The 24,188-nt window shown below is 71.0% G+C and carries 23 protein-coding genes; 10 read left to right on the forward strand and 13 right to left on the reverse strand.

The genetic code is table 11. The features are described from left to right. The first annotated feature begins 4 nt into the window (after positions 1-4). Both BN1197_RS10095 and BN1197_RS10100 read left to right on the forward strand, forming a co-directional pair. Positions 5-1,102 carry a DUF917 domain-containing protein gene (locus tag BN1197_RS10095; RefSeq protein ID WP_052466458.1) on the forward strand — a complete coding sequence of 366 codons (1,098 nt, stop codon included), beginning with the start codon at positions 5-7 and terminating at the stop codon, positions 1,100-1,102. A 267-nt stretch (positions 1,103-1,369) separates the two neighbouring features. Then, positions 1,370-2,617: a PucR family transcriptional regulator gene (locus BN1197_RS10100; RefSeq protein WP_245851882.1), complete on the forward strand. Its 1,248-nt coding sequence runs from the start codon at positions 1,370-1,372 to the stop codon at positions 2,615-2,617. 20 nt (positions 2,618-2,637) lie between these two features. On the opposite strand, the gene ilvD is transcribed toward BN1197_RS10100, so the two are convergent. Further along, entirely contained in the window at positions 2,638-4,491 is a 1,854-nt protein-coding gene (gene ilvD / locus BN1197_RS10105) for a dihydroxy-acid dehydratase (RefSeq protein ID WP_040159203.1), read from the reverse strand. Between the two features lie 187 nt (positions 4,492-4,678). Here ilvD and BN1197_RS10110 point away from each other — a divergent pair, with 187 nt between their 5' ends. Next, positions 4,679-6,079 (forward strand): NAD-dependent malic enzyme, encoded by a 1,401-nt coding sequence (locus tag BN1197_RS10110; protein WP_040159205.1) that lies wholly within the window; start codon positions 4,679-4,681, stop codon positions 6,077-6,079. 749 nt (positions 6,080-6,828) lie between these two features. On the opposite strand, the gene BN1197_RS10115 is transcribed toward BN1197_RS10110, so the two are convergent. From BN1197_RS10115 to BN1197_RS10155, 9 genes are all read right to left on the reverse strand, one after another. Next, positions 6,829-7,806, reverse strand: coding sequence for an NAD(P)H-quinone oxidoreductase (locus BN1197_RS10115; RefSeq protein ID WP_040159220.1), 978 nt, complete (start codon positions 7,804-7,806; stop codon positions 6,829-6,831). Positions 7,807-7,981: 175 nt separating this feature from the next. Then, positions 7,982-8,539 (reverse strand): molybdenum cofactor guanylyltransferase, encoded by a 558-nt coding sequence (gene mobA, locus BN1197_RS10120; RefSeq protein WP_052466460.1) that lies wholly within the window; start codon positions 8,537-8,539, stop codon positions 7,982-7,984. Positions 8,540-8,577: 38 nt separating this feature from the next. Further along, positions 8,578-9,054 (reverse strand): hypothetical protein, encoded by a 477-nt coding sequence (locus BN1197_RS10125; protein WP_040159221.1) that lies wholly within the window; start codon positions 9,052-9,054, stop codon positions 8,578-8,580. Then, positions 9,051-9,350, reverse strand: a complete 300-nt coding sequence (locus tag BN1197_RS10130) for a hypothetical protein (protein WP_052466462.1) — start codon at positions 9,348-9,350, stop codon at positions 9,051-9,053. Before BN1197_RS10130 ends, BN1197_RS10125 begins: the two co-directional genes overlap by 4 nt. A 61-nt stretch (positions 9,351-9,411) precedes the next feature. Further along, positions 9,412-9,993 carry a hypothetical protein gene (locus BN1197_RS10135; RefSeq protein ID WP_040159222.1) on the reverse strand — a complete coding sequence of 194 codons (582 nt, stop codon included), beginning with the start codon at positions 9,991-9,993 and terminating at the stop codon, positions 9,412-9,414. Positions 9,994-10,126: 133 nt separating this feature from the next. Then, a complete protein-coding gene (locus tag BN1197_RS10140; protein WP_052466464.1) occupies positions 10,127-10,516 on the reverse strand; it encodes a PaaI family thioesterase in 390 nt (129 codons plus the stop codon). A 37-nt stretch (positions 10,517-10,553) separates the two neighbouring features. Next, a complete protein-coding gene (locus BN1197_RS10145; protein WP_040159224.1) occupies positions 10,554-10,847 on the reverse strand; it encodes a helix-turn-helix transcriptional regulator in 294 nt (97 codons plus the stop codon). Between the two features lie 33 nt (positions 10,848-10,880). Then, positions 10,881-11,720 carry an ABC transporter permease gene (locus BN1197_RS10150; RefSeq protein WP_095999896.1) on the reverse strand — a complete coding sequence of 280 codons (840 nt, stop codon included), beginning with the start codon at positions 11,718-11,720 and terminating at the stop codon, positions 10,881-10,883. Beyond that, positions 11,717-12,688: an ABC transporter ATP-binding protein gene (locus tag BN1197_RS10155; protein ID WP_217991187.1), complete on the reverse strand. Its 972-nt coding sequence runs from the start codon at positions 12,686-12,688 to the stop codon at positions 11,717-11,719. Before BN1197_RS10155 ends, BN1197_RS10150 begins: the two co-directional genes overlap by 4 nt. Before the next feature lie 113 nt (positions 12,689-12,801). Here BN1197_RS10155 and thpR point away from each other — a divergent pair, with 113 nt between their 5' ends. The 4 genes from thpR (at position 12,802) to BN1197_RS10175 (ending at position 15,960) form a co-directional block, all read left to right on the forward strand. Continuing rightward, the gene (thpR, locus tag BN1197_RS10160; protein WP_176489737.1) at positions 12,802-13,410 is read left to right on the forward strand and encodes an RNA 2',3'-cyclic phosphodiesterase; all 609 of its coding nucleotides are present in this window, start codon (positions 12,802-12,804) and stop codon (positions 13,408-13,410) included. 227 nt (positions 13,411-13,637) lie between these two features. Continuing rightward, complete coding sequence (locus BN1197_RS10165; protein WP_052466470.1) at positions 13,638-14,555, forward strand: polysaccharide deacetylase family protein; 918 nt, start codon at positions 13,638-13,640, stop codon at positions 14,553-14,555. A gap of 76 nt (positions 14,556-14,631) precedes the next feature. Further along, positions 14,632-15,633: an acyl-CoA thioester hydrolase/BAAT C-terminal domain-containing protein gene (locus BN1197_RS10170; protein WP_052466473.1), complete on the forward strand. Its 1,002-nt coding sequence runs from the start codon at positions 14,632-14,634 to the stop codon at positions 15,631-15,633. 42 nt (positions 15,634-15,675) lie between these two features. Beyond that, on the forward strand, positions 15,676-15,960 hold the full coding sequence (locus BN1197_RS10175) for a YciI family protein (protein WP_040159225.1): 285 nt from the start codon (positions 15,676-15,678) through the stop codon (positions 15,958-15,960). 286 nt (positions 15,961-16,246) lie between these two features. Here BN1197_RS10175 and def read toward each other — a convergent pair whose 3' ends face one another. Both def and BN1197_RS10185 read right to left on the reverse strand, forming a co-directional pair. Continuing rightward, positions 16,247-16,945: a peptide deformylase gene (gene def / locus BN1197_RS10180; protein WP_040159682.1), complete on the reverse strand. Its 699-nt coding sequence runs from the start codon at positions 16,943-16,945 to the stop codon at positions 16,247-16,249. Positions 16,946-17,011: 66 nt separating this feature from the next. Further along, positions 17,012-17,407, reverse strand: coding sequence for a GntR family transcriptional regulator (locus BN1197_RS10185; protein WP_040159231.1), 396 nt, complete (start codon positions 17,405-17,407; stop codon positions 17,012-17,014). Between the two features lie 165 nt (positions 17,408-17,572). On the opposite strand from BN1197_RS10185, the gene BN1197_RS10190 reads away from it, so the two are divergent. From BN1197_RS10190 to BN1197_RS10200, 3 genes are all read left to right on the forward strand, one after another. After that, positions 17,573-18,115, forward strand: coding sequence for a hypothetical protein (locus tag BN1197_RS10190; protein ID WP_141397265.1), 543 nt, complete (start codon positions 17,573-17,575; stop codon positions 18,113-18,115). Between the two features lie 182 nt (positions 18,116-18,297). Next, entirely contained in the window at positions 18,298-21,360 is a 3,063-nt protein-coding gene (locus BN1197_RS10195) for a glycine--tRNA ligase (protein WP_082043838.1), read from the forward strand. Between the two features lie 184 nt (positions 21,361-21,544). After that, a complete protein-coding gene (locus BN1197_RS10200; protein ID WP_040159234.1) occupies positions 21,545-23,023 on the forward strand; it encodes an amino acid permease in 1,479 nt (492 codons plus the stop codon). Positions 23,024-23,117: 94 nt separating this feature from the next. On the opposite strand, the gene BN1197_RS10205 is transcribed toward BN1197_RS10200, so the two are convergent. Next, positions 23,118-24,110 carry an alpha/beta hydrolase gene (locus tag BN1197_RS10205; protein ID WP_245851883.1) on the reverse strand — a complete coding sequence of 331 codons (993 nt, stop codon included), beginning with the start codon at positions 24,108-24,110 and terminating at the stop codon, positions 23,118-23,120. Positions 24,111-24,188: the final 78 nt, after the last annotated feature.

Raw genomic sequence — 24,188 nt, forward strand, 5'->3', positions numbered from 1 at the left:
GCGGATGCCCTGGGTGCTCGAACGGTCCGACCTGGACCATTACGCCACCGGCGTCGCCCTCCTCTCCAGTGGAGGCGGAGGCCGCCTCGCCGGCTCGGTCCGCAGCGCCGCCGCTCGGGTCGACCTGCCGGTGACGGTGTACGCGGCCGACGAGCTCGACGCGTCGACCCCTTGCATGGCCGTCGGGCACGGCGGCTCGACGGTCCTGCAGACCGAGCGGTTGCCGAGCCCCGAGCCCTTCGCCCGCGCGATCGCCGCGGTCCAGCGGTGGACGGGGCAGCGGATCGACGCCGTCTGCCCCGTCGAGATCGGCGGCGCGAACGGTCTGGCGGCCCTGCACCTCGGGGCCCGGTACCGCACCGTCGACGCCGATCTCATGGGTCGCGCGTTGCCGTGGGTCGACCAGTTCAGCGTGCTCGCCGAGGAACTGCCGGGCCTCGTGCTCGCGACGGCCACCGGCGGCGAGGGGGTGGTCGTCCACGCCGACCCCCGCCCGGCCGACGCCGAGCGGGTGCTGCGCGCCGCCTTCATGAGCGCCGGTGGCTGGTCGGGTGTCGTCGTCGCCGGGTTCACGGTCGGCGACCTGCGAAGGCACGCGATCCTCGGGTCGATGGGCCGGGCCCTCGAGGTCGGTCGCGCGTGGGCGTCGGCCGTCGAGCCGGGCGAGCGCGCCGTCGCGGCCGGCGGGGAACTGCTCGGCGAAGGGCGGATCGAGGACCACGCCCCGGCCGACGACCACGACGTGCACTCGTTCGCGCTGATCCGGCGCGACGGCGCCGTCGTGCGCGTCGTCGCGGCGAGCGAGTTCCTCTGCGTGCTCGTCGACGGCGAGGTCGTCGCCGCGACCCCTCACATCGTCGACGTCGTCGACGTGCTCACCGGCGAGGTGCTGCAGGCCGACGAGGTCGCCGTCGGTCGTCAGGTCGCGGTCGTCGCCCTCCCCGGGCCGCAGTGGTGGACGGCCACCCCCGAGCGGGCCGCGCGGGTCGGCCTTGCGCGCTACGGCCTCGACGACCTCGATGACCCCAATGACATCGGTGCCCTCGGCCTCGTTGACCTCGACGACCCACCCGACCTCGTCGGACGGGGGCCTCGTGCCTGACGCGATCACGACCGCGGCCCTCCTGGCCCACCCCGACACCGGCGAGCTCCGCGTCATCGCCGACGCCGACGGCGCGTGGACGACAGTGCACGTCGGCGAACTGGAGAGCGACCTGCCGCCCGACTCCGGCGGCGCCCTGGCGATCCTCACCCGGCGCGCTCCGTCCAACGCCTGGCAGGTCGAGGCGATGCTGCGTCGTCTGCGCGACGCGGCTACAGCGGGCTCGCGCTGCCGTGGGAGACCGCGGCGCCCGAGAGCACCCGGACGATGGCTCGCCGGATCGGCCTCACCCTGCTGGCCGCCGACCGTCCCACCGCGCTCGCCAAGGCGTGTTGGGAGCTGCTCGAGTCGCGCCAGGCGCTCGTGCTCGCCTACGTGCACAAGGTCGCGCGCTCGATCGAGTACGCCGCGGCCGACCTGCACGACCTGCTCCGGCACATGGCGAGCGGCGTCGGGCATCCCGTGGCGATCGTCGACGAACGCGGCGTCCTCCGGCACGCCGGGCCACCGCCGTCACCGGAGCTGTTGGCGCGCGTCGACTTCGGCAGCCCGTGGATCGATCTCGTGCAGACGCCCGCCGAGTGCGCCGCGAGCGTCCGCGTGCACAGCACCGTGCGCCCCGGGTTGCGGCTGCTCATGAGCGGGCACGGACTCACCGACACGCAGGTCCGGGCGCTGGGCACCGCGGTCGAGGTCGCGATGCCGGCGGTCGCGGCCAGGCTCATGATCGACGAGGTGCACGCCTGGAGCGACGCCTCGCGCTCCTCCGCCATCCTCACGGAGTTGCTCGAGCGCAAGGGCGTGCCCGACGCGGAGCTCGAGCGCCGCCTCGTCGAACGCGGCTGGCGCACCGCGGGCTGGCATCTCGGCGTACGCGTCGTCGGTCGCGGGCGTCTCGACGGTCTCGAACTGGCACGCGTCGTCACCGAGCGCCTCCTCGCGCTGCCCGCCGATTCGCACGCGAGCGTGCTCGGCGAGGGGGTGTCGGGGTGGCTCACCTTCACCCGACGTCCGTCGCCGGAGGTCGTGGAGACGTGGGTGCGGCGGCTGCGCGAGCTTCACGACGACCTGCAGTCGGAGTTGGAGGTGGCGACCGGCATCGGCTCGCTCGCCCCGGAGGGAGCGGGCCTGGCCGCCACCCTGGCGGAGGCGACCGACGCGGCTCGGCTCGCGGTGCGACGAGCCTCGACGGGCTGGTTCCTCCACCTCGACCGGCTGGGCCTGACCCAACTTCTCGCGGCCTGGACGGCGAGCGACACCTTCGAGCCCGCCGCGCGCTCGCTGCTCGGCGCGCTCGGGCCCGAGGAGATCCGCACCCTGGCGGCCTACCTCGACCGGGAGTCCTCCCTCGTCGCGGCCGCGGCCGAACTCGGGCTGCACCGCAACACCCTGGGCCCGCGCATCCGCCGGATCGAGCAGCTGCTCGCCGTCGACCTCACCGACCCCGACGTGCGCCTCGCGCTCCACCTCGCCTGCCGGGTCGTCCTCGCCGGCGGCGACTCGCCAGGCCCCTGACGGGTCTGCTCGGAGTCTGCTCAGAGGCGGGTGACGTCGCGAACGGCGCCCTTGTCGGCGCTCGTCGCGAGGAGTGCGTAGGCCTTGAGAGCGGTCGAGACCTTGCGGGGGCGCTCGACGTGAGGCGTCCAGGCCTGCGCACCTCGGGCCTCCTCCGCCTCGCGGCGGCGAGCGAGCTCGGCGTCGTCGACGTCGAGGTGGATGGAGCGGTTCGGGATGTCGATCTTGATGACGTCGCCGTTCTCGACGAGCCCGATGGTTCCCCCCGACGCGGCCTCGGGGGAGACGTGGCCGATCGAGAGTCCGCTCGTGCCGCCGGAGAATCGGCCGTCGGTGAGCAGCGCGCACGCCTTGCCGAGCTTCTTGGACTTGAGGAACGTCGTCGGGTAGAGCATCTCCTGCATGCCCGGGCCGCCCTTGGGCCCCTCGTAGCGGATGACGACGACGTCGCCCTCGACCACGTCGCCACCGAGGATGCCCTGGCAGGCGTCGTCCTGACTCTCGAAGACCACGGCCCGACCGTCGAAGACGAGGATCGACTCGTCGACACCGGCGGTCTTGACGATGCAACCGGCCTCGGCGATGTTGCCGTAGAGCACGGCGATACCGCCGTCGGCCGAGAACGCGTTCTCGACGGTGCGGATGCAGCCGGCCTCACGGTCGGCGTCGAGATCGGTGTAGCGGGCACTCTGCGAGAACGGTTCGGTGGTGCGCACGCCACCGGGGGCCGCGCGGTACATCTCACGCACCTCCTCCCCGGCACGTCCCTCGGCGGTGATGTCGTGGTCGGCGATGACCTCGGCGAGCTTCGGGCCGCTCACCGTCGACGTGCCGCCGTCGAGGAGCCCGCCGCGCAGCAGCTCGGCCATGATGCCGAGCACGCCGCCGGCCCGGTGCACGTCCTCCATGTGGTACTCGGCGGTCGACGGCGCGACCTTGCACAGGTGCGGGACGTGGCGCGACATGCGGTCGATGTCGGCCATCGTGAAGTCGACACCCGCCTCCTGCGCGGCGGCGAGCAGGTGCAGCACGGTGTTCGACGAGCCGCCCATCGCGATGTCGAGGGCCATCGCGTTCTCGAACGCGGCCCGGGTCGCGATGCCCCGCGGCAGGACGGAGGCGTCGTCGTCCTCGTAATACGCCTTCGCGAGCGCGACGATGCGGTGACCCGCCCGCTCGAACAGGCGGCGACGGTCGGTGTGCGTGGCGAGCAGCGAGCCGTTGCCCGGCAGCGACAGTCCGAGGGCCTCGGTGAGGCAGTTCATCGAGTTGGCCGTGAACATGCCCGAGCACGAGCCGCACGTCGGGCACGCGGAGGCCTCCAGCTTGGCGACCTCGGCGTCGGAGACCGTGTCGTCGGCACCGGCGATCATCGCGTCGACGAGGTCGAGAGCGCGGGTGCCGTCGGGTGAGACGACCTTGCCCGCCTCCATCGGCCCGCCGGAGACGAAGATCGTCGGCACGTCGAGACGCAACGCGGCCATGAGCATGCCGGGCGTGATCTTGTCGCAGTTGCTGATGCAGACGAGGGCGTCGGCGGTGTGCGCGTTGACCATGTACTCGACGGAGTCGGCGATGAGGTCGCGGCTGGGCAGCGAGTAGAGCATGCCGTCGTGACCCATGGCGATGCCGTCGTCCACGGCGATGGTGTTGAACTCCTTGGCCACGCCGCCCGCGGCCTCGATCTGCTCCGCGACGATGCGGCCGACGTCGCGCAGGTGCACGTGACCGGGCACGAACTGGGTGAAGCTGTTGGCGACCGCGACGATGGGCTTGCCGAAGTCGGAGTCCGTCATACCCGTCGCGCGCCAGAGGGCGCGGGCACCGGCCATCGTGCGTCCGGACGTGCTCGTGGCGGATCGAAGGATCGGCATGGGGACCTCCTGCTCGGGTCGAGGATGACCGTCGTTCGTCCTCCATGATCCCGCGACCGGCCGGGGGCGATGACGAGGGGGTCCGACAGGTGAAACGTCCGTCCGAGATGCGGACGTGACGGACGTCCCGCCATCCGCCCTCGGGTCGCGGCCTGAACGCGCCCGGCGGGCCGATACTGTCTGCCTCATGTCAGCCAAGACGCCCAGCCCCGCCTTCTCCGTCCGCATCCGCGTGAGGATCGCCGACCGCCCCGGCGCGCTCGGCCGACTCGCCGTCGCCATCGGTGAGGCCGGTGGGAACATCAACGCCCTCGAGGGATTCACGGTCACCACGGCCTACCTCGAGGAGGACATCATCGTCTACTGCTCGAGCGTCGAGCATCAGCAAGAGATCCGGAAGGCCGTCGAGAGCGTCCCGGGCGTCAGCATCCTCGAATGGGAGGACCGCACCCACGCGCTGCACGAGGGCGGCAAGATCGAGGTGGTCTCCCCGGTGGAGATCCTCGACATGAACACCCTGGCCATGGCCTACTCGCCGGGCGTCGCGCGGGTGTGCACGACCATCGCGAACGACACGGCCGCGTCGTTCGACTACACGATCCGCAAGAACACCGTCGCGGTCGTCTCCGACGGCACGGCCGTGCTCGGGCTCGGCGACATCGGCCCCGAGGCCGCGATGCCCGTCATGGAGGGCAAGGCGCAGCTCTTCAAGCAGTTCGGCGGGGTCGACGCGTTCCCGATCTGCCTCGACACCAAGGATCCCGACAAGATCGTCGAGATCGTCACGGCTCTGGCCCCCACCTTCGGCGGCGTCAACCTCGAGGACATCTCGGCCCCCCGTGCGTTCGAGATCGAGGAGCGGCTCTCGGCCGGTCTCGACATCCCCGTGTTCCACGACGACCAGCACGGCACGGCGATCGTCACGGTCGCGGGCCTGGAGAACGCGCTCAAGATCGTCGGCAAGAAGCACGCGGACCTCAAGGTCATCGTCGCCGGCGTGGGCGCGGCCGGCGTCGCGGTGTCGAAGATGCTGCTCAACGCAGGTGTCACCAACCTCGTCGGCGTCGACCGCAACGGAGCCGTGCACACCGGGCGCGAAGACCTCAACTCGAGCAAGCAGTGGTTCGCCGAGAACACCAACCCCGAACGGCTCGCCGGCACGATCACCGAGGTCATCAAGGGCGCCGACGTCTTCCTCGGCCTCGCCGGACCCGACCTGCTCACCGTCGCCGACGTCGAGTCGATGGCGAAGGACCCGATCGTCTTCGCCATGGCCAACCCCGACCCCGAGATCCGCCCGGAACTCATCAAGGACATCGCCGCGGTCATCGCCACCGGCCGCAGCGACTTTCCCAACCAGATCAACAACGTGCTCGCGTTCCCCGGCATCTTCCGCGGCGCTCTCGACGCCCGCGCCACGACGATCTCGGAGAACATGAAGCTCGCCGCGGCCCGTGCCATCGCCGACGTGGTCGGCGACGACCTGCACCCCCAGTTCATCGTGCCGACCGCCTTCGACCACCGCGTCGCCCCGGCCGTCGCCGAGGCCGTCCGCGCCGCGGCGATCGAGGACGGCGTCTGCCGCTGACCGCCGAGACACCCGCGGCCTCCCAGGACAGGCGGTCCCACCGGGGCCCGGCACCCCTGGCGCTCGAACAGGCGGTTTCACCCGGCGAGGAGCGTGCTGTGTCGTCGTGGGAGGGGATGAAACCGCCTGTTCGAGCGGGAGTGTGACCACCGTTGCCGGGGGTCCGGGGTCCTCCGGGGCTCGGACAGGCGGTTTCATCCGACGAGTAGCGTGCTGTGTCGTCGTGGAGGGGTGAAACCGCCTGTTCGAGCGGGAGTGTGACCACCGTTGCCGGGGGTCCGGCGGCCTCGGGGCTCGGACAGGCGGTTTCTCCGGGGTCTCGGCGGCCCTCGGGGCTCGGACAGGCGGTTTCACCGGGGTCTCGGCGGCCCCTCGGGGCTCGGACAGGCGGTTTCACCGGGGCCCCGGCGTCCCCTGGAGCTCGAACAGGCGGTTTCACCCGACGAGGAGCGTGCTGTGTCGTCGTGGAGGGGGTGAAACCGCCGGTTCGAGCGGGAGCGTGACCACCGTTGCCGGGGGGCCGGGGTCCTCCGGGGCTCGGACAGGCGGTTTCACCCGGCGAGGAGCGAGCGGGAGCGTGACCACCGTTGCCGGGGGGCCGGGGTCCTCCGGGGCTCGGACAGGCGGTTTCACCCGGCGAGGAGCGTGCTGTGTCTCGTCGTGGAGGGGGTGGAACCGCCTGTTCGAGCGGGAGGGTGACCGCCGGAGTGCCGGAGTGCCGGCGCCGGTTGGCGGCCGGGGTGGCCGGGTCAGAGGGTGAGCAGGACCTTGCCGATGTGACTCGACTCCTCGAGCGTGCGGTGGGCGTCGCGGACGTCGTCGATCGGCATGCGAGCGTGGACGATCGGTCGGACGGCTCCCGATTCGATGAGCGGCCATACGTGCTCGCGGACGGAGGCGATGATGGCCGCCTTCTCCTCGACCGGCCGCATCCGCAGCGAGGTCGCGATCACGGCGCCGCGCTTGCTCAGCAGCTTGCCGATGTTGAGTTCGCCCTTGACACCGCCCTGCAGGCCGATGACGACGAGCCGGCCGTTGGTCGCGAGCGCGGAGACGTTGCGGTCGAGGTACTTCGCGCCGATGACGTCGAGGATGACGTCGGCGCCGTGGCCGTCGGTGGCCTCCTTGAGCTTCTCGACGAAGTCCTCCTCGCGGTAGTTGATGAGGATCTCCGCGCCGAGTTCCCGGCAGAACTCGAGCTTCTCCGCCGACCCCGCCGTGACGGCGACGCGGGCACCGACCTGCTTGGCGAGCTGGATCGCCATCGTGCCGATGCCGCTGCCGCCGCCGTGGATGAGCAGGGTCTGACCCGGCTGGAGGTTCGCGGTCATGAACACGTTGGACCAGACCGTCGCGACGACCTCGGGCAGCGCGGCCGCGTCGACGAGCTCGACTCCGGCGGGCACCGGCAACACCTGGCCCGCGTTCACCGCGACCTTCTCCGCGTAACCGCCGCCGTCGAGCAGCGCGCAGACCTCCTGGCCGACCTCCCACCCGGTGACGCCCTCGCCGAGCTGCGCGATCGTGCCGCTCACCTCCAGGCCGGGGAGCTCCGAGGCGCCCTTCGGCGGCGGGTAACCTCCCTGGCGCTGAAGCAGATCCGCGCGGTTGACGCCCGCGGCGGCGACGTCGATGAGCACCTCGCCGGGCTTGAGCGAGGGGGCGTCCACGTCGGCGAGGACGAGAGCGTCGAGGTCTCCGAATTCAGGAATCGTCACAGCCTTCATGTCGTCACCCTAGGAGTGCGGGCAGGGCGTGCGCCTGTCGACCCGGCCGGGCGCTTCGTGAAGCGGCGTGCGGTTCGGTCGTCGGTGCCCGGGTTCTGTGCACCGTGCACGTCGTCGGCGACGTGCACGGTGTGCCCAGGCGGCCACGGATGACGGATCGGCCGCGAGCGCCGTGTCAGCGCACGTGGCGACGGGCTTCGTCGAGATCGGCGGGTGTGTCGACGTCGAGAACGGCATGGCCGAGGGGAGCGAGGCCGTCGAGGCGCAGCCCGGCGAGGGTGCGGTAGACGCCGGCGTCGCGGTGCGGCGCGGAGTTCAGCGCTGAGGCGAGCGGTTCGCGCCGGTAGGCGGCGAGCAGCGGTTGCAGACGCCCGTCGGGTTGCCGGGCGGCGACCCCGTCGAGCTCTGGGCGGTCGCGGAGTGCCGCGACGCACGCGGCGGCCGTGGTTCCGGCGAACGGCTGGTCTCCGGCGAGGGCGACGACGATCGGTGTCGGGCACCGTTCGAGGCCGGCGACGAGGCCTGCCACGGGGCCGCCGAGGGGCGGATCCTCGCGGGCCCACCGCACCTCGCGCGACAGCTCACGCGGATCACCGACGCAGACCACCGGCCAGTCCGTCGGCAGCGACGCGACGAGCGTCTCGAGGATGCTGCGATCACCGAGGCGCATCGCGGTCTTGTCGTCGCCGCCCAGGCGCCGAGAGGTGCCGCCGCACAGCACGATCGCCCCCACGGCGTCATGCGACGACGCGGATGGGACCCGGTTCGGCATCAGAGGAGTCGGGGGTCGGCCACTCGCCGTCGCAGCGCGTGTATCGCATTACGCCCGAGCGTGGCGACGAGCGCCCAGGTCACACAGACGGGCGCGGTGAGCGCGGCCGCCACGAAGATCCACTTCCACCACACGGCGACCAGCGGCAGGGCGAGCACGAAGAAGAGTGCCGAGGTGAGCAACGCACCCGCCTTGGAGGAGTACAACAGCCCGACCGGGCCCAGCAGAGCGGCGAGGACGACGGCGACCAGCACCGAACGCGGCGCTCGGACCGGCCTGGCCGACCACAGGTGGGCGAGGCGGGTTTTCCCGCTCTGCGCGCGGAGCGATCCGCTCGAACACTCGGTGAGCGTGTCCTGAGGGTTGCCGTGGGCGTCGTAGCCACCGACGCGCGGGCCCGGCGACGCAGGCGGGGCCGTGACGTTCGACGGGGGGAGCGGCGAGATGGGCGGGATCGGGGCCTGGTAGGTGCTCACCAGCCGTCTCCGCGGACGGCGAGGATGCGGCGGTGGCGTTCGTTGGTGCGGTGCCCGGCCCACACGCCCCAGATCATGCACAGCGGCCAGACGACCGGCAGGCCGTGGCCGAGGGTGAGGACGGCGACGACGAGGGTGAGGCCGGTCATGACGATCGTGCCGAGGAACGTCGTGTAGATCATGCCGAGCGGCCCGAGGAAGAACGTGAGGATCGCCGAGAGCAGCAGCGACTTGCGCGGAGCGGCGTCGACGTACACCGGGGTGCGTGGATATCGCGGATACGTGGGCGTGGTCATCGGTCCTCCTCCTCGCAGGGACACCGATGGAACGCCTCGGCGAGGAGATTCGTTCCGCCCGTCAACCGACGGGACCGTACCCGGGTGGCCGTCGTGGCGCCGTCGGCGCCGGCGGGGCGGGCCGCCCCCGCAGCAGCAGGCACATCTGGCCGAACCAGCCGAGCCCGACGCAGATGAGCCCGATGACGACCAGGGCGGAGAACACCTCGCTGTCCGCCGGCGCACCCGTGAGTCGTGCCGCGACCGAGGTGGTCGAGCCGGGAGCGTCGCCGAAGTCGGCGAGGCAGAGTCCCACGAGGAACATCCCACCCCAGACCGTCGCCTGCGCCACCGCCTCGGCCTCGTGCAGGGAGAGCCGGGGCCGCCTGCCCATGCCCTGCGCCGTCACGAAGAGTGCGGGCAGGAAGAGCAGGATCATCGGGATCGTGCCGTACCCGAGGATGAGGAACGTCATCCAGCCGCCACCCCCGATGTAGGTCCGGCCGATCGTCACCCAGAAGCACGCCAGCAGGGTGCCGGAGGCCATCGACCGTGCGACGGCCCTCGCGAACGGGCTCATCGGCTCGCTCGGGCGCACCTCCTCGGGCTCAGCGGCCCTGGTGGCCGAGGTGGAGAGGTGGGGTGCAGTGGGATCGGGGTCCATCGGGTCACCTCGAACGGCGGGGACGAACACCGGCGGCTGCCGGCTTCCCCCAGGCTCGGCCGATCACACCGGCATGTGGGTCCCGGGAGCCGCGGCCGTCCACAGGCAGGGGGCACGCGACGCCCCCGACTCCTCAGCCGCCGAGCACGGTGAACGTGCCGACCGCGTGCGCGATGGGAGCGTCGTCGACGGGTCGCATGAGGTCGGCCTCGACGAGGACGAGTCTCTTGCCGGCCTTGCGCACCTCGGCGCTCGCGCGCAGGTCGTCGCCCTCCTTCGCCGGGCCGAGGTAGGTGACGGTCATCGAGACGGTGGCGGTCTCCTGCCCCTCCTCCAGGTGCTCGCGCACGGCATCGCCCATGGCGGTGTCGAGGATCGTCGCCATGACCCCACCGTGCAGGGTGCCGTTGCGGTTGAGGTGTTCGGCGCCGACGGTGAGCGCCTTGCCGGCGTCGTCACCCGGGCGTGGAGACTCCTGCGGAGAGGCGGAGGTGATACCGAGTCGGTCGGGAAACGCAGTCATGCTCCACCCTTACCCGCGAGGTGGCCGTTCCAAGAGGTCAGGCCGGACGAGAGCGGCCGACCGGCGCCGGGGTCGGGTCGTCGCCTCGCTGGGAGCCCAGCCGCGGGAACTCGCGCAACGAGAAGACGACCTCCACGGGCACCTCGAAGTACTCCGCGATGCGCAGCGCGACGAACAGGCTCGGTGCGTACTCCCCGCGTTCGAGATACCCGATGGTCTGGTAGTGCACGCCGAGTGCGTCCGCGAGTTGTCTGCGTGAGACCCCACGCTCGGCGCGCAGCATCGCGATGCGGTTGTGAACCTGCTCGCGGGTGGTGCTGCCGTCGGACATGGGCCCCTCAGTCCTTCCTGTCGGACATGGCCTTCAGTATCCCTTGGCCATGACGCGATCCCGCGCGGCGGCCACGACCGACCCCGACTGGCGTCGCACCATGCGCCGCAGGACACCCGGCGTGAGAGCCAGGCCCACGACGGTCCACACGAGGAGGGCGACGGCGGCCGTGCCGGTGTGGAAGGTTCCGCCCATCTCCAGGGCGGCGGCCTCCGGCGGCAGCATCGCCGCGCGCAGCCCGACCCCGAGCCAGTACGTCGGCAACACCTGTCCGATCCACTGCAGCCACGTCGGCAGTGACGCGAGCGGGTAGAAGATGCCGCTGATCGCCATGGTGGCGTAGATGCCCATGCTGACGATGCCGAGCGCGAGGGGGCCGCTCAGGGCGGCGCCCAGCAGGGCACCGGCCGGCATCGTCGCGGCGAGACCGAGGGTGCAGAAGGCGAGGAACAGCGCCCATCGCCCCGGCGTCGACGGGGCGATGCCCTCGACGAGGAGGCCGCCGAGGCCGACGAGGGCGATGGTCGGCAGCAGGCTCACGGCGCCGTAGGTGAGCAGGCCGGACAGCAGGTGGGCACCCATGGCCCCGGGAACCGCCTTGGCCCGAAGGAGCGTGCCGTCCTCCCGCTCCTGCATGAGGCCGCCGCTGATCCCCATGAGACCGCCGGTGACCAGGTACATCGCGGCGACGCCGGGGATGCCCAGCTGGGCCAGGGAGATCGCGCTGCCCATGACCGAGGAGTCGCGCAGGAAGAAGAGCACGAAGAGGCCGATGGCCGGCCAGATGAGCCACCCGACCGCCGTCCACGACAGCAACTCGATGCGGGTCTGGATGCGGGCCTGGCGCAGCGCGCCGGACATCGTCGTGTTCACGGGGCCACCTCGCGATCGGGGGTACGGAGCCAGAGGGCGCCGGCATCGGCCGCGTCCGCCGGGTCCGCCGCGTCGGCCGCATCGCAGTCACCCGCGCTGCGCCGGACGAGAGACAGGTAGGCGTCCTCGAGGCCGGCACGCCGGACCTCGAGGTGGCTGATGGGCGACCCCGCGGAGAGCAGGACGTCGCGCAGATAGTCGACCGGGTCCTCGCAGGCATGGACCTCGATCACGCCGTCTCGTTCGAACCGCACCTCCGACGTGCGCGAGGCGGCCATCCGCAGGGAGTCCGGCGACCCGTCGGCGACGATGACGCCGCGGGCGAGGATCACGACCCGGTCGGCGAGTTTCTCGGCCTCGTCGAGGTCGTGGGTGGTGAGCAGGATCGTCACGTCCTCGTCGGCCAGCGAGGCGATGAGGTCGTGGAAGTCGCGACGGGCGGCGGGGTCGAACCCGGCGGTGGGTTCGTCGAGAAAGAGGACCTCCGGGCGCCCGACGATGCCCACGGCCACGTCCAGCCGCCGTCGCTGGCCGCCGGAGAGCTTGGAGATCTGCGTGCGGGCCTGCTCGGCGAGGCCGACCCGTTCGAGGAGGGCGTCGGTGTCCCACGGCCGGGGATCGTCGGGCGTCGAGTACGGGCGGTAGAACTCCCCGAGATGAGCGAGGAACTCCCGCACCCGCCACCGGGGGTGATCGCGCCAACTCTGCAGCACGACGCCCACCCGCGCCCGCCACGCCTCGTCGGCCGAGAGCGGGGTGCGGCCGAGCACCTGCACCTGCCCGGCGGAGGGGGCGCGAAAGCCCTCGAGGATCTCGATGGTCGTCGTCTTGCCCGCTCCGTTGGGCCCGAGGAGTGCGACGACCTCGCCACGACGAATGGTCAGGTCGAGGCCGTGCAACACCCGATGACTGCCGTAACTCATCTCGAGACCGCGAACGTCGATCGCGACCTCGGCCGTAGATGTCATGTGAAGGAATGTAGTACGACTGCTACGAACGGTGCAAGGGAAGCGCTCGGACTCACCATCGGCGTGGTCCTCGCCGGCCACGTTCCGGGCATGATGAGTCGATGCGGTGCTTCGTGAGTCTTCCCGTGCCCGAGGACGTCCGCGCTCATCTCGACGCGTTCCTCGAGCCGCGCCGGCTGGCGGAGGACACCCTGCGGTGGTCGTCGCCCGAGCGATGGCATCTCACGCTGGCGTTCATGCCCGACGTCTCCGAGGTGGATCTCGAGGATCTGCAGGAGCGGCTCGAGGCGGCCTGTGCGCGCCGGCGTCCGCTCGAGCTGCGCCTGCGCGGCGGTGGTGTCTTCGGGTCCGCACGCAAGGCGCGGGTGCTGTGGGCGAACGTCGCGATGCCGGCCTCGGACCGCGAGGAACTCGACCTGCTCGCCGTCGGGGCACGGCATGCCGCCGCGGCCGCGGGGACGGTCGTCGAGGGCGGGCAGTTCGTGCCCCACCTCACGCTGGCGCGCACACCCCGGCCTCGCGAACTCGGCCATCTGCTGCAGGTTCTCGACGTCTACGAGAGCCCGTCGTGGACGGCGAGATCCGCCGACCTCGTCGCCTCCGAGCTGACCCCGGTCGTGCGGCACGAGGTGCTCTCCACCCATCGCCTCGGACCACCCGACCCGGACGAGGAGAAGTGGTGGCGTCGCGGCATCCTCGGACGTCAGGAGCCTGCGGAGTAGGCGCGGCGCCTCCGGAGCGCGCTTGTATCGGGGCCGCGATCGGGCCCAGGAACGCGTCGACCGGCATCCCCCCCTTCGCCAGGCCTGCGGCGTGGAACGAAGGCTTGGTCAAGTGCTGACCTGACCGAGGCGAGCCGGTTACCGGGCCGTCGGCCGAGGCGGGGATGATTGACGATGCGTCCGAGATGCCCGGACGACGTCGATCGGTCTCAGGGGGAGATCTCACCATGGCCCAGTCCCGCCCGTTCACGCGCCGCAGCCTGCTCGGCGCAGCTCTGCTCGGAGCGACCGGTGTCGCCGCCGGGTGTGGATCGGCGGGGATCCCACCCGAGCCGGGGATCGGCCGTTCCGGTGGCGAGGCCGCGACCCCCGAGACCCCTGGGACCCCGGCCGGCTCCGCCGACTCGTCGCCGTCCGCCACCGCCGAGGCGACGAACGCCGAGATCATCGCCCGCGCCACGGTTCCCGTGCTCTGCTATCACCAGGTGCGGCCGTACGAGTCGGGCGACACCTCGTACAGCAAGCAGTTGCTCATCATCGAACCGGCGCGCTTTCGCGAGCAGCTCGATGCGATCAAGGGCGCCGGGTACACGACCATCACGCCCGACGACTACCTCGCACACCTCACCGGCGGCGCGCAGCTGCCCGAGAAGCCCGTCATCCTCAGCTTCGACGACGGCAAGGACAACCAGCCCGAGGTCGCCCTCGCGGCCGTGGCCGAGCGCGGGATGAAGGCGACGTGGTTCATCATGACCACCGTCATCGGCAATCCCGGCTGGACGACCAAGGCCCAGATCCGTCAGATGGCAGAGGCGGGCATGACGATCGGTGCCCACACCTGGGACCACCACGACGTGCGCAAGTACAAGGGCAAGGACTTCACGATCCAGTTCGACGAGCCGCGCGAGAAGCTGCAGGAGCTCTCGGGTCAACCGGTCGACACCTTCGCCTACCCGTACGGAGCGTGGAACCCCGCGGCGCTCCCGCACCTGGAGAAGGCCGGTTACCGCACCGGTTTCCAGCTCTCCGACAAGCCGATCGACGGTCGGCACCCCCTCATGACGCTGAGGAGATCCCTGACGGCGTCCGACTGGACCGGTGAGCAGGTCGTCGCCAAGCTCCGGGAGATCGCTCAGAAGGCCTGACGCATCCCATCGCCTACTCGCCGGTCGGGCCCTAGCGTGTGTCGCATACGTGAACGTTCGAGCGGGGGAGTGACACATGTCGAAGGGTCGTCGCGTCGCCAAGGGATGCGGTCTCGGGTGCGGCGGGCTGGTGGTGCTGCTGCTCGTCGTGGCCGCCGTGTTGCTGATCTGGAAGCCATGGGCTCCGGAGATCGTCGTCGTCGAACCCGGCCCCGGTGGCGAACGCGTCAGCGACGCCGGGCTGCTCGGCAACTACTACCGTGCCGACGGTGACGGCCGGCCGGCGGTGCTCGTCCTCGGCGGCTCCGAGGGCGGCATCAGTGACGGGCCCGACGGCGCCGCACGTGCGCTGCACGAGAAGGGGTACTCCGCGCTCGCGCTCTCGTACTGGGGCGGCCCGGGACAGAAGCCGCGCATGGAGGATCTGCCCCTGGAGACCTTCGACACCGCGATCGAATGGCTGAAGAAGCAGCCCGAGGTCGACCCGAAGCGCCTCGCGATCATGGGCGCCTCCAAGGGTGGTGAGGCCTCCGTGGTCGTCGGCTCGCGCCACCCCGACATCAAGGCGACCGTCGGATACGTGCCCTCGCACGTCGTGTGGCAGGGCCTCGACCAGGCCGAGCCGTGGCGGCTGTTCACCGGGATGAGTTCCACGTGGAGCGCGGCGGGGCAGCCGTTGCCGTACGTGCCCTACAGCGAGGACTTCCGCGGCGGCCCCCTCGTCGAGCTGTATCGCATGTCGTTGCAGAACCTCCCCGCCCACCAGGACGCGATCATCCCCGTCGAGAAGGCCGCCGGGCCGATGCTGCTCGTCTGCGGTGGAGTCGACACGATGTGGCCGTCATGCGACATGTCGGACGCCGTCCGCGATCGCGCCGCGGCCGAGAACGGACGCCCGGTCTCGGTGCTCGACTACCCGCAGGCCGGTCACCTGATCTTCGGTCCGCCACTGCCCGCCGACTCCCCGTTCCGTGCGCGTCTCGCCGAGATGGGCGGCACCGTCGAGAGCAACTCCGCCGCCCTCGAGGACAGCTGGCCCAAGGTCCTCGTCTTCCTCGAGAAGAACCTGCGCTCGTAGAAGCACCCCGCATCCGTCGCCGCAGGTGGGTAGCGTGACGGCATGGCCTTCTACGTCGTCAACTACACCTACCGCGCCGATGTCGACCTCGATTCGGTGCGGCCCCGACACCGCGAGTTCCTCGGTGATCTCGTCACCCAGGGGGTGCTGCGCGCCTCCGGGCCCCTCGTCGGCGTCACCCCGCCCGCCGCCGTGCTCATCTGCGAGGCCGACTCCGCCGAGGCGGTCTCCGACGTCCTCGCCGACGACCCCTTCAAGGCCGCCGACTTCATCGCCGGAGCAGAGATCACCGAGTGGAACCCGGTGCTCGGAGTCTTCGCGCCCTGACGTCACGGCGAGAACCCCGCGGCACACCTCCTGGGTGCACCACCCGTACTCGCAGCAGCTCTGCCGACCCCGGAACCGTCGCGCCCCGGACCCGCACGCTCCCACCCAAGATGGAAGATGGGATGGAAGCAGCAGCGGGGTGATCACCCCGGATTCGCTTCCATCCCATCTGCCACGACGAAGGGGGCGATCTGTGATCCACCCGGAGTCGAGTGAATCGGGGTGGGGTGGCCCGTACCCGAGATGCCACGCCCTACGTTGACGAGCAGCGCAGTGGGACGCGCGGCTACTTGCCGAGTTCGGCGGCGCGGGCGTCCCACTCGTCCCAGATCTCCTGCTTGTGCTCCTCCATCTCTTCGAGGGCGACCTTGCGGCCCTTCTCGGTGAGGTGGTCGACGTAGAGGGTGCCGTCGAGGTGGTCGGTCTCGTGCAGGAGGCAGCGGGCGAGCAGACCGGTGCCCTCGATGCGGAGGGGGTTGCCGCGTTGGTCGACGCCGCGGACGACGGCGTAATCGGCGCGGGTGAGTTCGTAGCCGCCGCCGGGGACCGAGAGGCAGCCCTCCCAGCCGGTCTGGCGGCCGGCGACGTCGTCGGGCAGCTTCTCGACGACGGGGTTGACGATGTGGCCGGCGTGGCGGATGTCGTACTTGTCGGTGCAGTCGTAGACGAAGACGCGGAGGTCGACGCCGATCTGGGTGGCGGCGAGTCCGGCGCCGCTGGCGACGGCGTTGGTCGCGAACATGTCGTTGATGAGTTCGCGGAGTTCCTTGGTGCCGAACTCGGTGACCTCGCGGGTGGGGGTGTGCAGCACGTCCTCGCCGATGACGGTGATGCGGCGGCGTTTGCCGCGTTTCACCTCGGGGAGGATGAGGGGCAGGTGGTCGACGGGGACGCCGTCCAGTCGGGGTCGGCGGTCGGGCGGGGGCCCGGGACGGTCCTTTCTGGGGCGACGCACGAACGAACCGAGACCACCGAACGCAGACATGCGTCCCATGATTCCGCAGATCGGCCGGGCCCGACCAATCAGGCGGTGGCGGGTGGTGCGAGCAGGTCAGGCCGTGGCGGGATGGGCGTCGCGTTGCGCCTGTTTCAGCAGGGCGAGGGCGTCGCGGTCGGAGAGCCGCAGAGCGCGGGACTCGGCGACGAAGGACTCCGCCAACGTGGTGAGGCGCGCGCGGCGTACCTCGTCGGTGGCCTCGGCGCTCTGTTCGACGACGGTGGTTCCGCCGCCGCGGCGGGTGACGACGAGTCCGGAGGCCTCGAGCTCGCGGTAGGCGCGGGCGACGGTGCCGTTGGCGAGGTCGAGGGCGGTGGCGAGCCGGCGCACCGACGACAGTCGGGTACCGGCCTCGAGCTGCCCGGAGGTGATGTAACCGGCGAGCTGCCGGCGCAACTGCTCGTACACGGGAGTGGGGTCCTCCGGGTCGATGCTGACGGCGATGCTCATGGGCGGACCTCCTCGTGCACGCGTGCCGGCGGGTTGCAGGATCGAACGCAGACTCGCGGGGCGTTGTATCGAATGACTGACACAATACGACTCGGGCTCGGCGATCGCCCGATTGCCTGGCACGCGCGTCGCCGTGACTCGCGTCTCGGCCCCTAGGCTGTGAACATGCTGCTGTTCGAAGGGGATCCGGAACGTGTCGCCACGGTGCTGCCCGACGCGGTGATGTCGCCGGAGCGGCCGATCCTGCACTTCACGATCGGTCTGCTGATCGAGGCGGGATGGACGGTGCGACTCGTCGAGTGGCAGTCCGGTGAGGAGACGAACCTCGACGTGGCGGAGCGGCAGGCCGCCCGCGATCTCGATGGTGTGTCGGCGCCCTTGCATCTCGTCGTCGGGTTCTCCACCGGAACGGCGGCCGCTCCCGCGGCGGTCGACCGGCGTCTGCCCGCGGTGTGGCTGCGTCCGATGCTGCGCGACGAGCGTGTTCGCGCGGCGCTCGAGGCGTCGCTCGAGCCGGGCCTGCTCGTCGGGGGCACAGGTGACCCGCAATGGGATGGCGAGTTCGCCACCTCCACCGGGCTGCAGGTGTGGTCCGTCGATGACGCCGACCGCTCGCTCGAGATCCCGGGCTCGGTCAAGGACACGCTCAAGTCGCTCACCCGCACCACGCGGCGCATCGAGGACTTCGTCCGCGGTCTGGAGGTGTGAGCCCGACGGCATCTGTGCACGCGTGCCGTCCTCCGTGCCCGGGGTCCACGGGGTGCGTCGAGCACCGTATGCGTGCACGGAGGGTCGATCGGGTGCCTCGGGCGAACGGCCTGGCGCCGGATGACGGCGAAACGCGCGCGAGATCGATACGGGTGGGCCGGTAGCCTGGGCGGGTGCTGACCATGCAAGACGCCCTCCGCAAACTGTCGGACTACTGGACCTCGCGTGGCTGCCTCACGTGGCAGCCGTTCAATACCGAGGTCGGCGCGGGAACGATGAACCCCGCCACGGTTTTGCGGGTGCTCGGCCCCGAGCCGTGGGACGTCGCCTACGTCGAGCCCAGCGTGCGGCCCGACGACTCCCGGTACGGCGAGAACCCCAACCGGTTGCAGACGCACACGCAGTTCCAGGTCATCCTCAAGCCGGAGCCGGGCGACCCGCAGGAGCTCTACCTCGGCAGTCTCGAGGCCCTCGGCATCGATCTGGACGCGCACGACGTGCGCTTCGTCGAGGACAACTGGCAGCAGCCGGCGATCGGCGCGTGGGGGTTGGGCTGGGAGGTCTGGCTCGACGGCATGGAGATCACGCAGTTCACGTACTTCCAGCAGGTCGGCGGCCAGGACCTCGACCCGATCCCGGTCGAGCTGACGTACGGCCTGGAGCGCATCCTCATGGCCCAGCAGGGCGTGACGCACTTCAAGGACATCGCCTACTCCCGCAAGCCCGACGGCGAGATCATCACGTACGGCGAGGCCTTCGGCCAGCAGGAGTACGAGATGAGCCGGTACTACCTCGACGACGCCGACGTCGAGACGAACAAGGCGCTGTACGCGAACTACGTCTCCGAGGCCACGCGCATGGTCGAGGCGAGGCTGCCCGTACCGGCGCACCAGTACATCCTCAAGTCCAGCCACGCGTTCAACGTGCTCGACGCCCGTGGGGCGATCTCGACCACCGAGCGGGCGCAGGCGTTCGCGACGATGCGTCGTCTCATGCGCGACACCGCCACGTTGTGGGTCGAGCGGCGGGAGGAGCTCGGGTTCCCGCTGCTCAAGCAGGACGACGCCGCCGAGGCGAAGACGACTGCCGTCGACGTGCCGACGATCCCCGCCGACGCCGCGCCGCGGACGTTCGCGCTCGAGATCGGCGTCGAGGAGCTCCCGCCGCACGTCCTCCCGCAGACCGTCGAGGCCGTGCGCGAGGCGCTGACCGAGGGGCTGGCCGCCACCCGTCTGGAGCACGGTGACATCACCGTCGACGGCACTCCCCGGCGGATCGTCGCCGTGGTGAACGACGTCGCGGCCCGCGAGCCCGACGCCACCCAGCTGCGCAAGGGCCCCAAGTGGCAGGCCGCGTTCGACGCCGACGGCAACCCCACTCGTGCGCTCGAGGGCTTCATGCGCGGGCAGGGTGTCACCGTCGAGCAGGTCGTCAAGGCCGAGGTGGGCGGCAACGAACACGCCTGCGTCGAGGTCGACGCACCCGGTCGCAGCGCGCTCGAGGTGCTCGGCGGGCTCGTCGAACAGATCGTCGGCGGGCTGCGTGCCGAGAAGAACATGCGGTGGAACGACCCGGGCCTGAGCTTCTCCCGCGCCGTGCGCTGGCTCGTCGCACTCTGGGGCGACGTGGTCGTGCCGGCCCGCATCTCCGGGGTCACGGCCGGTCGCACCACCTACCTGCAGCGGCTCACCGCCGGAACCCGCGAGGGGGACGGCCGCAGCGGCAACCGCGCCGACGGCGTGCTCGTCGGGTTCGTCGACGTCGACAGCGCCGAGGGGCTTCTCGAGGCGATCGAGCGCGGCGGGATCGAGTGGAACACGAAGGCGCGCCGCGAGAACATCGTGGCGCAGGCCACGGCACTCGCTCGGGACACCGGCGGCACGATCGACTTCGACGCGAACGCGGCGCTCGTCGACGAGATCACCAACCTCGTGGAGGACCCGCGGGGGGTGCTCGGCCGCTTCGACGAGCGCTACCTCGAGTTGCCCGAGCGCATCCTCACCTCGGTCATGGCCAAGCATCAGCGCTACCTGCCGGTGCGCGACGCCGACGGCAGGCTGATGAACGCGTTCGTCACGATGGCCAACGGGCTGTGCGACGACGACGTCGTGCGCGCGGGCAACGAGTCGGTGCTGCGGGCGCGCTACGAGGACGCGTTGTTCTTCTGGAACGCCGACCTCGAGACGACGGCGGTCGACGACTTCGTGCCCGGCCTCGACAAGCTCACGTTCGAGAACCGCCTCGGGTCGGTGGGGCAGCGGGCGCGCCGCATCGCCGATGTCGCGGCAGCACTCGGCGACGAGATCGGTCTCGACGCCGCCCAGCGTGAGACCCTGACCCGCGCCGGTCAGCTCGCCAAGTTCGACCTCGCCACGCAGCTCGTCGTCGAGATGAGCAGCCTCGCCGGGTTCGTCGCCCGCGAGTACGCCCTGCGCAAGGGGGAGCCGGAGGCCGTCGCCGACGCCCTCTACGAGATGGAGCAGCCGCACACGAGCGCCGACGCGGTGCCCGCCTCGGTGCCCGGCGCGCTGCTCGCCCTCGGCGACCGGTTCGATCTGCTCGCCGCCATGTTCGGTCTCGGCGCGAAGCCGAGCGGCTCGTCCGACCCGTTCGGTCTGCGTCGCGCCGCGCTCGGCGTGATCCGCATCCTTCGCGAGCGCACCGAGCTCGCCGGCCTCGGCGTTCGCGCGGGGTTGGAGGCCGCCGCCGCCCGCCTCGCCGAACAGGGCATCACGTGTTCGCCCGAATCTCTCGACGCCGCCGAGGAGTTCACCATCGGCCGGTACGCACAGCTCATGCGCGACGAGGGGCACGGCGCCGACATCGTCAACGCGGTGCTGCCGGCCGCGGGCCGCCCCGCAGCGGCCGACGAGCTCGCCCGCGACCTCGAGTTGCTCGTCGCCGACGAACAGTTCCACGAGCTGGTCGAACAGATCGTGCGCATCCGCCGCCTCGTTCCGGCGGGCACGTCCCCGCAGCACGACGCGGAGTTGCTCACCGAGCCCGCCGAGCGCAAGCTCCGCGAGGCGCTCGAGGCACTGGACCCGCAGGCGCGCTCCGGCCTCGCGCCGTTCGCCGAACACGGCCGGGTGCTCGTCGGCCCGATCGCGACGTTCTTCGACGACATCCTCGTCATGGCGAAGGAGGAGGACGTCCGCGCCGCGCGCCTCGGCCTCCTCGCCGCCGTCGCCGCCGCGACCCCCGAGGGGCTCGACTGGCAGGCGGTGGACGCCGCCACGTCCTGACCGACCCCGACTCCGACCCGGCCCCGACCTCGACCACAGCCCCCGTCCCGCCGATTGCGGGTGAGGCGCTCGACGGCACCCGCTCGTGACGCGGGCAGGGCTCCCGGGGCGGTTCGAGTGGTGGTAGTTTCCGCGTGGCCCGGCGCGGGTGCCGGAACTCCCTCGACCACGAATCGAGCTCATCATGGCAACCAGCAGCGGAGAGCCGTCCGGCGACGTGTCGGCCCGGCCCACGGAGGAACTGCACCGGGCACTGCGCCCGCGACACATCAACATGATCGCGATCGGCGGCGCGATCGGCACCGGGCTGTTCGTGGCCTCCGGCGCGACGATCAGCAACGCCGGCCCGGGCGGTGCGCTGCTGTCGTACGCCGCGATCGGGTTCATGGTGTTCCTGCTCATGCAGAGCCTCGGCGAGATGGCGACGTATCTGCCGCTCGCGGGCTCGTTCGAGGCGTACGGCACGCGCTTCGTCAGCCCGTCGTTCGGCTTCGCCACCGGCTGGAACTACTGGTACAACTGGGCGATCACCGTGGCCGGCGAGCTGGTGGCCGCAGCCGTCGTCATGCAGTTCTGGCTACCCGACACCCCGGGCTGGGTGTGGTCGGCACTGTTCCTCGCCGTGCTCGTCGCCCTCAACGCGATCAACGTGCGGGCCTTCGGCGAGGGGGAGTTCCTCTTCGCCTCGATCAAGGTCATCACCGTCGTCGTGTTCCTCATCGTGGGCGTGCTGATGATCCTCGGCATCCTCGGCGGCAGGTCACCCGGATTCTCGAACTGGACCGCTGGGGAGGCCCCGTTCGTCAACGGCTTCTTCGGCATGATGAGCGTGTTCATGATCGCGGGGTTCTCGTTCCAGGGCACCGAGCTCGTCGGCGTCGCCGCCGGTGAGGCCGAGGATCCCGAGAAGTCCATTCCGCGGGCCATCCGCAACGTGTTCATCCGCATCCTGCTCTTCTATATCGGTGCGATCGCCGTCATCGGGTTCCTCCTGCCCTACACCGACCCTCGCCTGCTCGGTGCGGCCTCGGACGACAACATCACGATCGCGCCGTTCACCCTGATCTTCGAGAACGCCGGCGTGCTCGGCGCCGCGTCGGTGATGAACGCGGTCATCCTCACGGCGATCCTCTCGGCCGGGAACTCGGGCATGTTCGCCTCGACCCGCATGCTCTACGCCCTCGCCGTGCAGGGCAAGGCGCCCAAGGTGTTCGCTCGCGTGACGCGCTCCGGCATCCCGTTGCCGGCCCTCACCGCGACCGCCCTCGTCGGGGCGCTGTGCTTCATCGTCAGCCTCGTCGGCACGGGAACGGCCTACGAGATCCTCGTCAGCGCCTCCGGCCTCGCGGGCTTCATCACGTGGATGGGCATCGCCTGGTGCCACTTCAACTTCCGGCGCGCGTACGTGCGCCAGGGGCACGATCCGAACGACCTGCCGTACAAGGCCGCCCTGTTCCCCATCGGGCCCATCGTCGCGCTGATCATGTGCGCCGTCGTCATCGTCGGTCAGAGCTTGGAGTTCTTCACCGGCGAGGGCGATCTCAAGCACTTCCTGCTCGCCTACCTCGGGCTCCCGTTCTTCCTCGCCCTCTGGGGAGGCCACAAGCTCGTGACGAGGTCGCAGAAGGTCGACCTCGCGCACGCCGATCTCACGCGCCGCTGAGACGCGGCTCCGGTCGCGGTGGCAGACGAGAAGGCGGCCGGCGTGGGGTGATCACCCCACGTCGACCGCCATCCCATCTGCCGCCTTCGGCAGGTCAGTTCTTGACGTGCGCGTCGAGGAACCGGATGAGCTGGTCCTGGATTGCGGGGTCGGTGAAGAACTGCTGGTCGCCGTGGGCCGTGTCGATGAGAGTGATCTCGGAGGTGCCGCCGGCGTCCTTGACCGCCTTGGCGAAGCGCTCGGCCTGCGGGTACGGCGCCGTGCAGTCCTCGCGCCCCGAGAACAGCAGGACCGCAGGCGAGTCCGCCGCGGCGTAGGTGACGGGACTGGCCGTCTTGGCCGCCTCGTGTCCCGCGGGAACGTCGGGATCGGTGCCGATGAGCCGCCCGTGGGAGGACTCCGCGCCGGGCTTGCCGCCGCCGCAGATCTCCTTCTGGTCGCGGGTGCGCGCGGTGAGGTCGTAGATGCCGTAGTAGCCGACGAACGCCTTGACCTTCGCGTCGGTGGACGTGTCGCCGAGCGTGCCCTGCAGATCGGCGCGGTCGGGCGTGAGCGCCGTCATCGCCGCGAGGTGGGCGCCCGCCGAGTCGCCCATGAGCGCGACGCGATTCGGGTCGATGCCGAGTTCGCCGCCGTGGGCCTTGAGATAGCGCACGGCCGCGGCGACGTCCTGCATCGGCTGCGGGAACCGGGTGTCGGGCAACAGGTGATAGTTGGGCGCGGCCACGGCGTAACCGCGCGAGAGCATGAGCTCCTTGGTCTGCACCATCTGGATGTCCTCGGCGCGGCCGATGTCGCTCTTGTCGCCGCCCTTCCATCCGCCGCCGTGCACCCAGATCACCAGCGGGAACGGCCCGGGGCCCTGGTCCTTGGGCAGGAAGAGATCGACCTTGTGCTCGGTGATGCCGTCACCCACGGTGTCGATGTCGAGCCGCTCGGGCACGACCTCGCCCGCCGTCGCGCTCTGCGAGGTCTGAGGCGGTGCGCTGCTCGAGGCGGTCGGGCTCGAACCCGTCTCCGGTGTGCTGCCGGAGCCTCCGCATGCGGTCAGTGCGCCGGCCATCGCCACGCATGTCGCGATCGTCATGAATGCTCGCCACGTCATCGCTGGTTCCCCCTCCAGGTCGAACGTCCGTCCCCGTGGACGCCCCCACCCTAAGCGGTA

The organism is Mobilicoccus massiliensis, from assembly GCF_000826525.2.
In the GTDB taxonomy this organism is placed as follows: domain Bacteria; phylum Actinomycetota; class Actinomycetes; order Actinomycetales; family Dermatophilaceae; genus Mobilicoccus; species Mobilicoccus massiliensis.

Excerpts from the sequence above, each read along its gene's own strand:
- BN1197_RS10200 (WP_040159234.1), top strand. The coding sequence starts at position 21,545 with ATGGCAACCAGCAGCGGAGAGCCGTCCGGCGACGTGTCGGCCCGGCCC.
- BN1197_RS10205 (WP_245851883.1), bottom strand. The coding sequence starts at position 24,110 with ATGACGATCGCGACATGCGTGGCGATGGCCGGCGCACTGACCGCATGC.
- BN1197_RS10110 (WP_040159205.1), top strand. The coding sequence starts at position 4,679 with ATGTCAGCCAAGACGCCCAGCCCCGCCTTCTCCGTCCGCATCCGCGTG.
- BN1197_RS10100 (WP_245851882.1), top strand. The coding sequence starts at position 1,370 with ATGGCTCGCCGGATCGGCCTCACCCTGCTGGCCGCCGACCGTCCCACC.
- BN1197_RS10155 (WP_217991187.1), bottom strand. The coding sequence starts at position 12,688 with ATGACATCTACGGCCGAGGTCGCGATCGACGTTCGCGGTCTCGAGATG.
- BN1197_RS10095 (WP_052466458.1), top strand. The coding sequence starts at position 5 with ATGCCCTGGGTGCTCGAACGGTCCGACCTGGACCATTACGCCACCGGC.
- def (WP_040159682.1), bottom strand. The coding sequence starts at position 16,945 with ATGTCTGCGTTCGGTGGTCTCGGTTCGTTCGTGCGTCGCCCCAGAAAG.
- BN1197_RS10135 (WP_040159222.1), bottom strand. The coding sequence starts at position 9,993 with ATGGACCCCGATCCCACTGCACCCCACCTCTCCACCTCGGCCACCAGG.
- BN1197_RS10170 (WP_052466473.1), top strand. The coding sequence starts at position 14,632 with ATGTCGAAGGGTCGTCGCGTCGCCAAGGGATGCGGTCTCGGGTGCGGC.
- BN1197_RS10185 (WP_040159231.1), bottom strand. The coding sequence starts at position 17,407 with ATGAGCATCGCCGTCAGCATCGACCCGGAGGACCCCACTCCCGTGTAC.
- BN1197_RS10195 (WP_082043838.1), top strand. The coding sequence starts at position 18,298 with ATGCAAGACGCCCTCCGCAAACTGTCGGACTACTGGACCTCGCGTGGC.
- BN1197_RS10165 (WP_052466470.1), top strand. The coding sequence starts at position 13,638 with ATGGCCCAGTCCCGCCCGTTCACGCGCCGCAGCCTGCTCGGCGCAGCT.
- BN1197_RS10140 (WP_052466464.1), bottom strand. The coding sequence starts at position 10,516 with ATGACTGCGTTTCCCGACCGACTCGGTATCACCTCCGCCTCTCCGCAG.
- BN1197_RS10190 (WP_141397265.1), top strand. The coding sequence starts at position 17,573 with ATGCTGCTGTTCGAAGGGGATCCGGAACGTGTCGCCACGGTGCTGCCC.
- ilvD (WP_040159203.1), bottom strand. The coding sequence starts at position 4,491 with ATGCCGATCCTTCGATCCGCCACGAGCACGTCCGGACGCACGATGGCC.
- BN1197_RS10175 (WP_040159225.1), top strand. The coding sequence starts at position 15,676 with ATGGCCTTCTACGTCGTCAACTACACCTACCGCGCCGATGTCGACCTC.
- BN1197_RS10115 (WP_040159220.1), bottom strand. The coding sequence starts at position 7,806 with ATGAAGGCTGTGACGATTCCTGAATTCGGAGACCTCGACGCTCTCGTC.
- BN1197_RS10130 (WP_052466462.1), bottom strand. The coding sequence starts at position 9,350 with ATGACCACGCCCACGTATCCGCGATATCCACGCACCCCGGTGTACGTC.
- BN1197_RS10145 (WP_040159224.1), bottom strand. The coding sequence starts at position 10,847 with ATGTCCGACGGCAGCACCACCCGCGAGCAGGTTCACAACCGCATCGCG.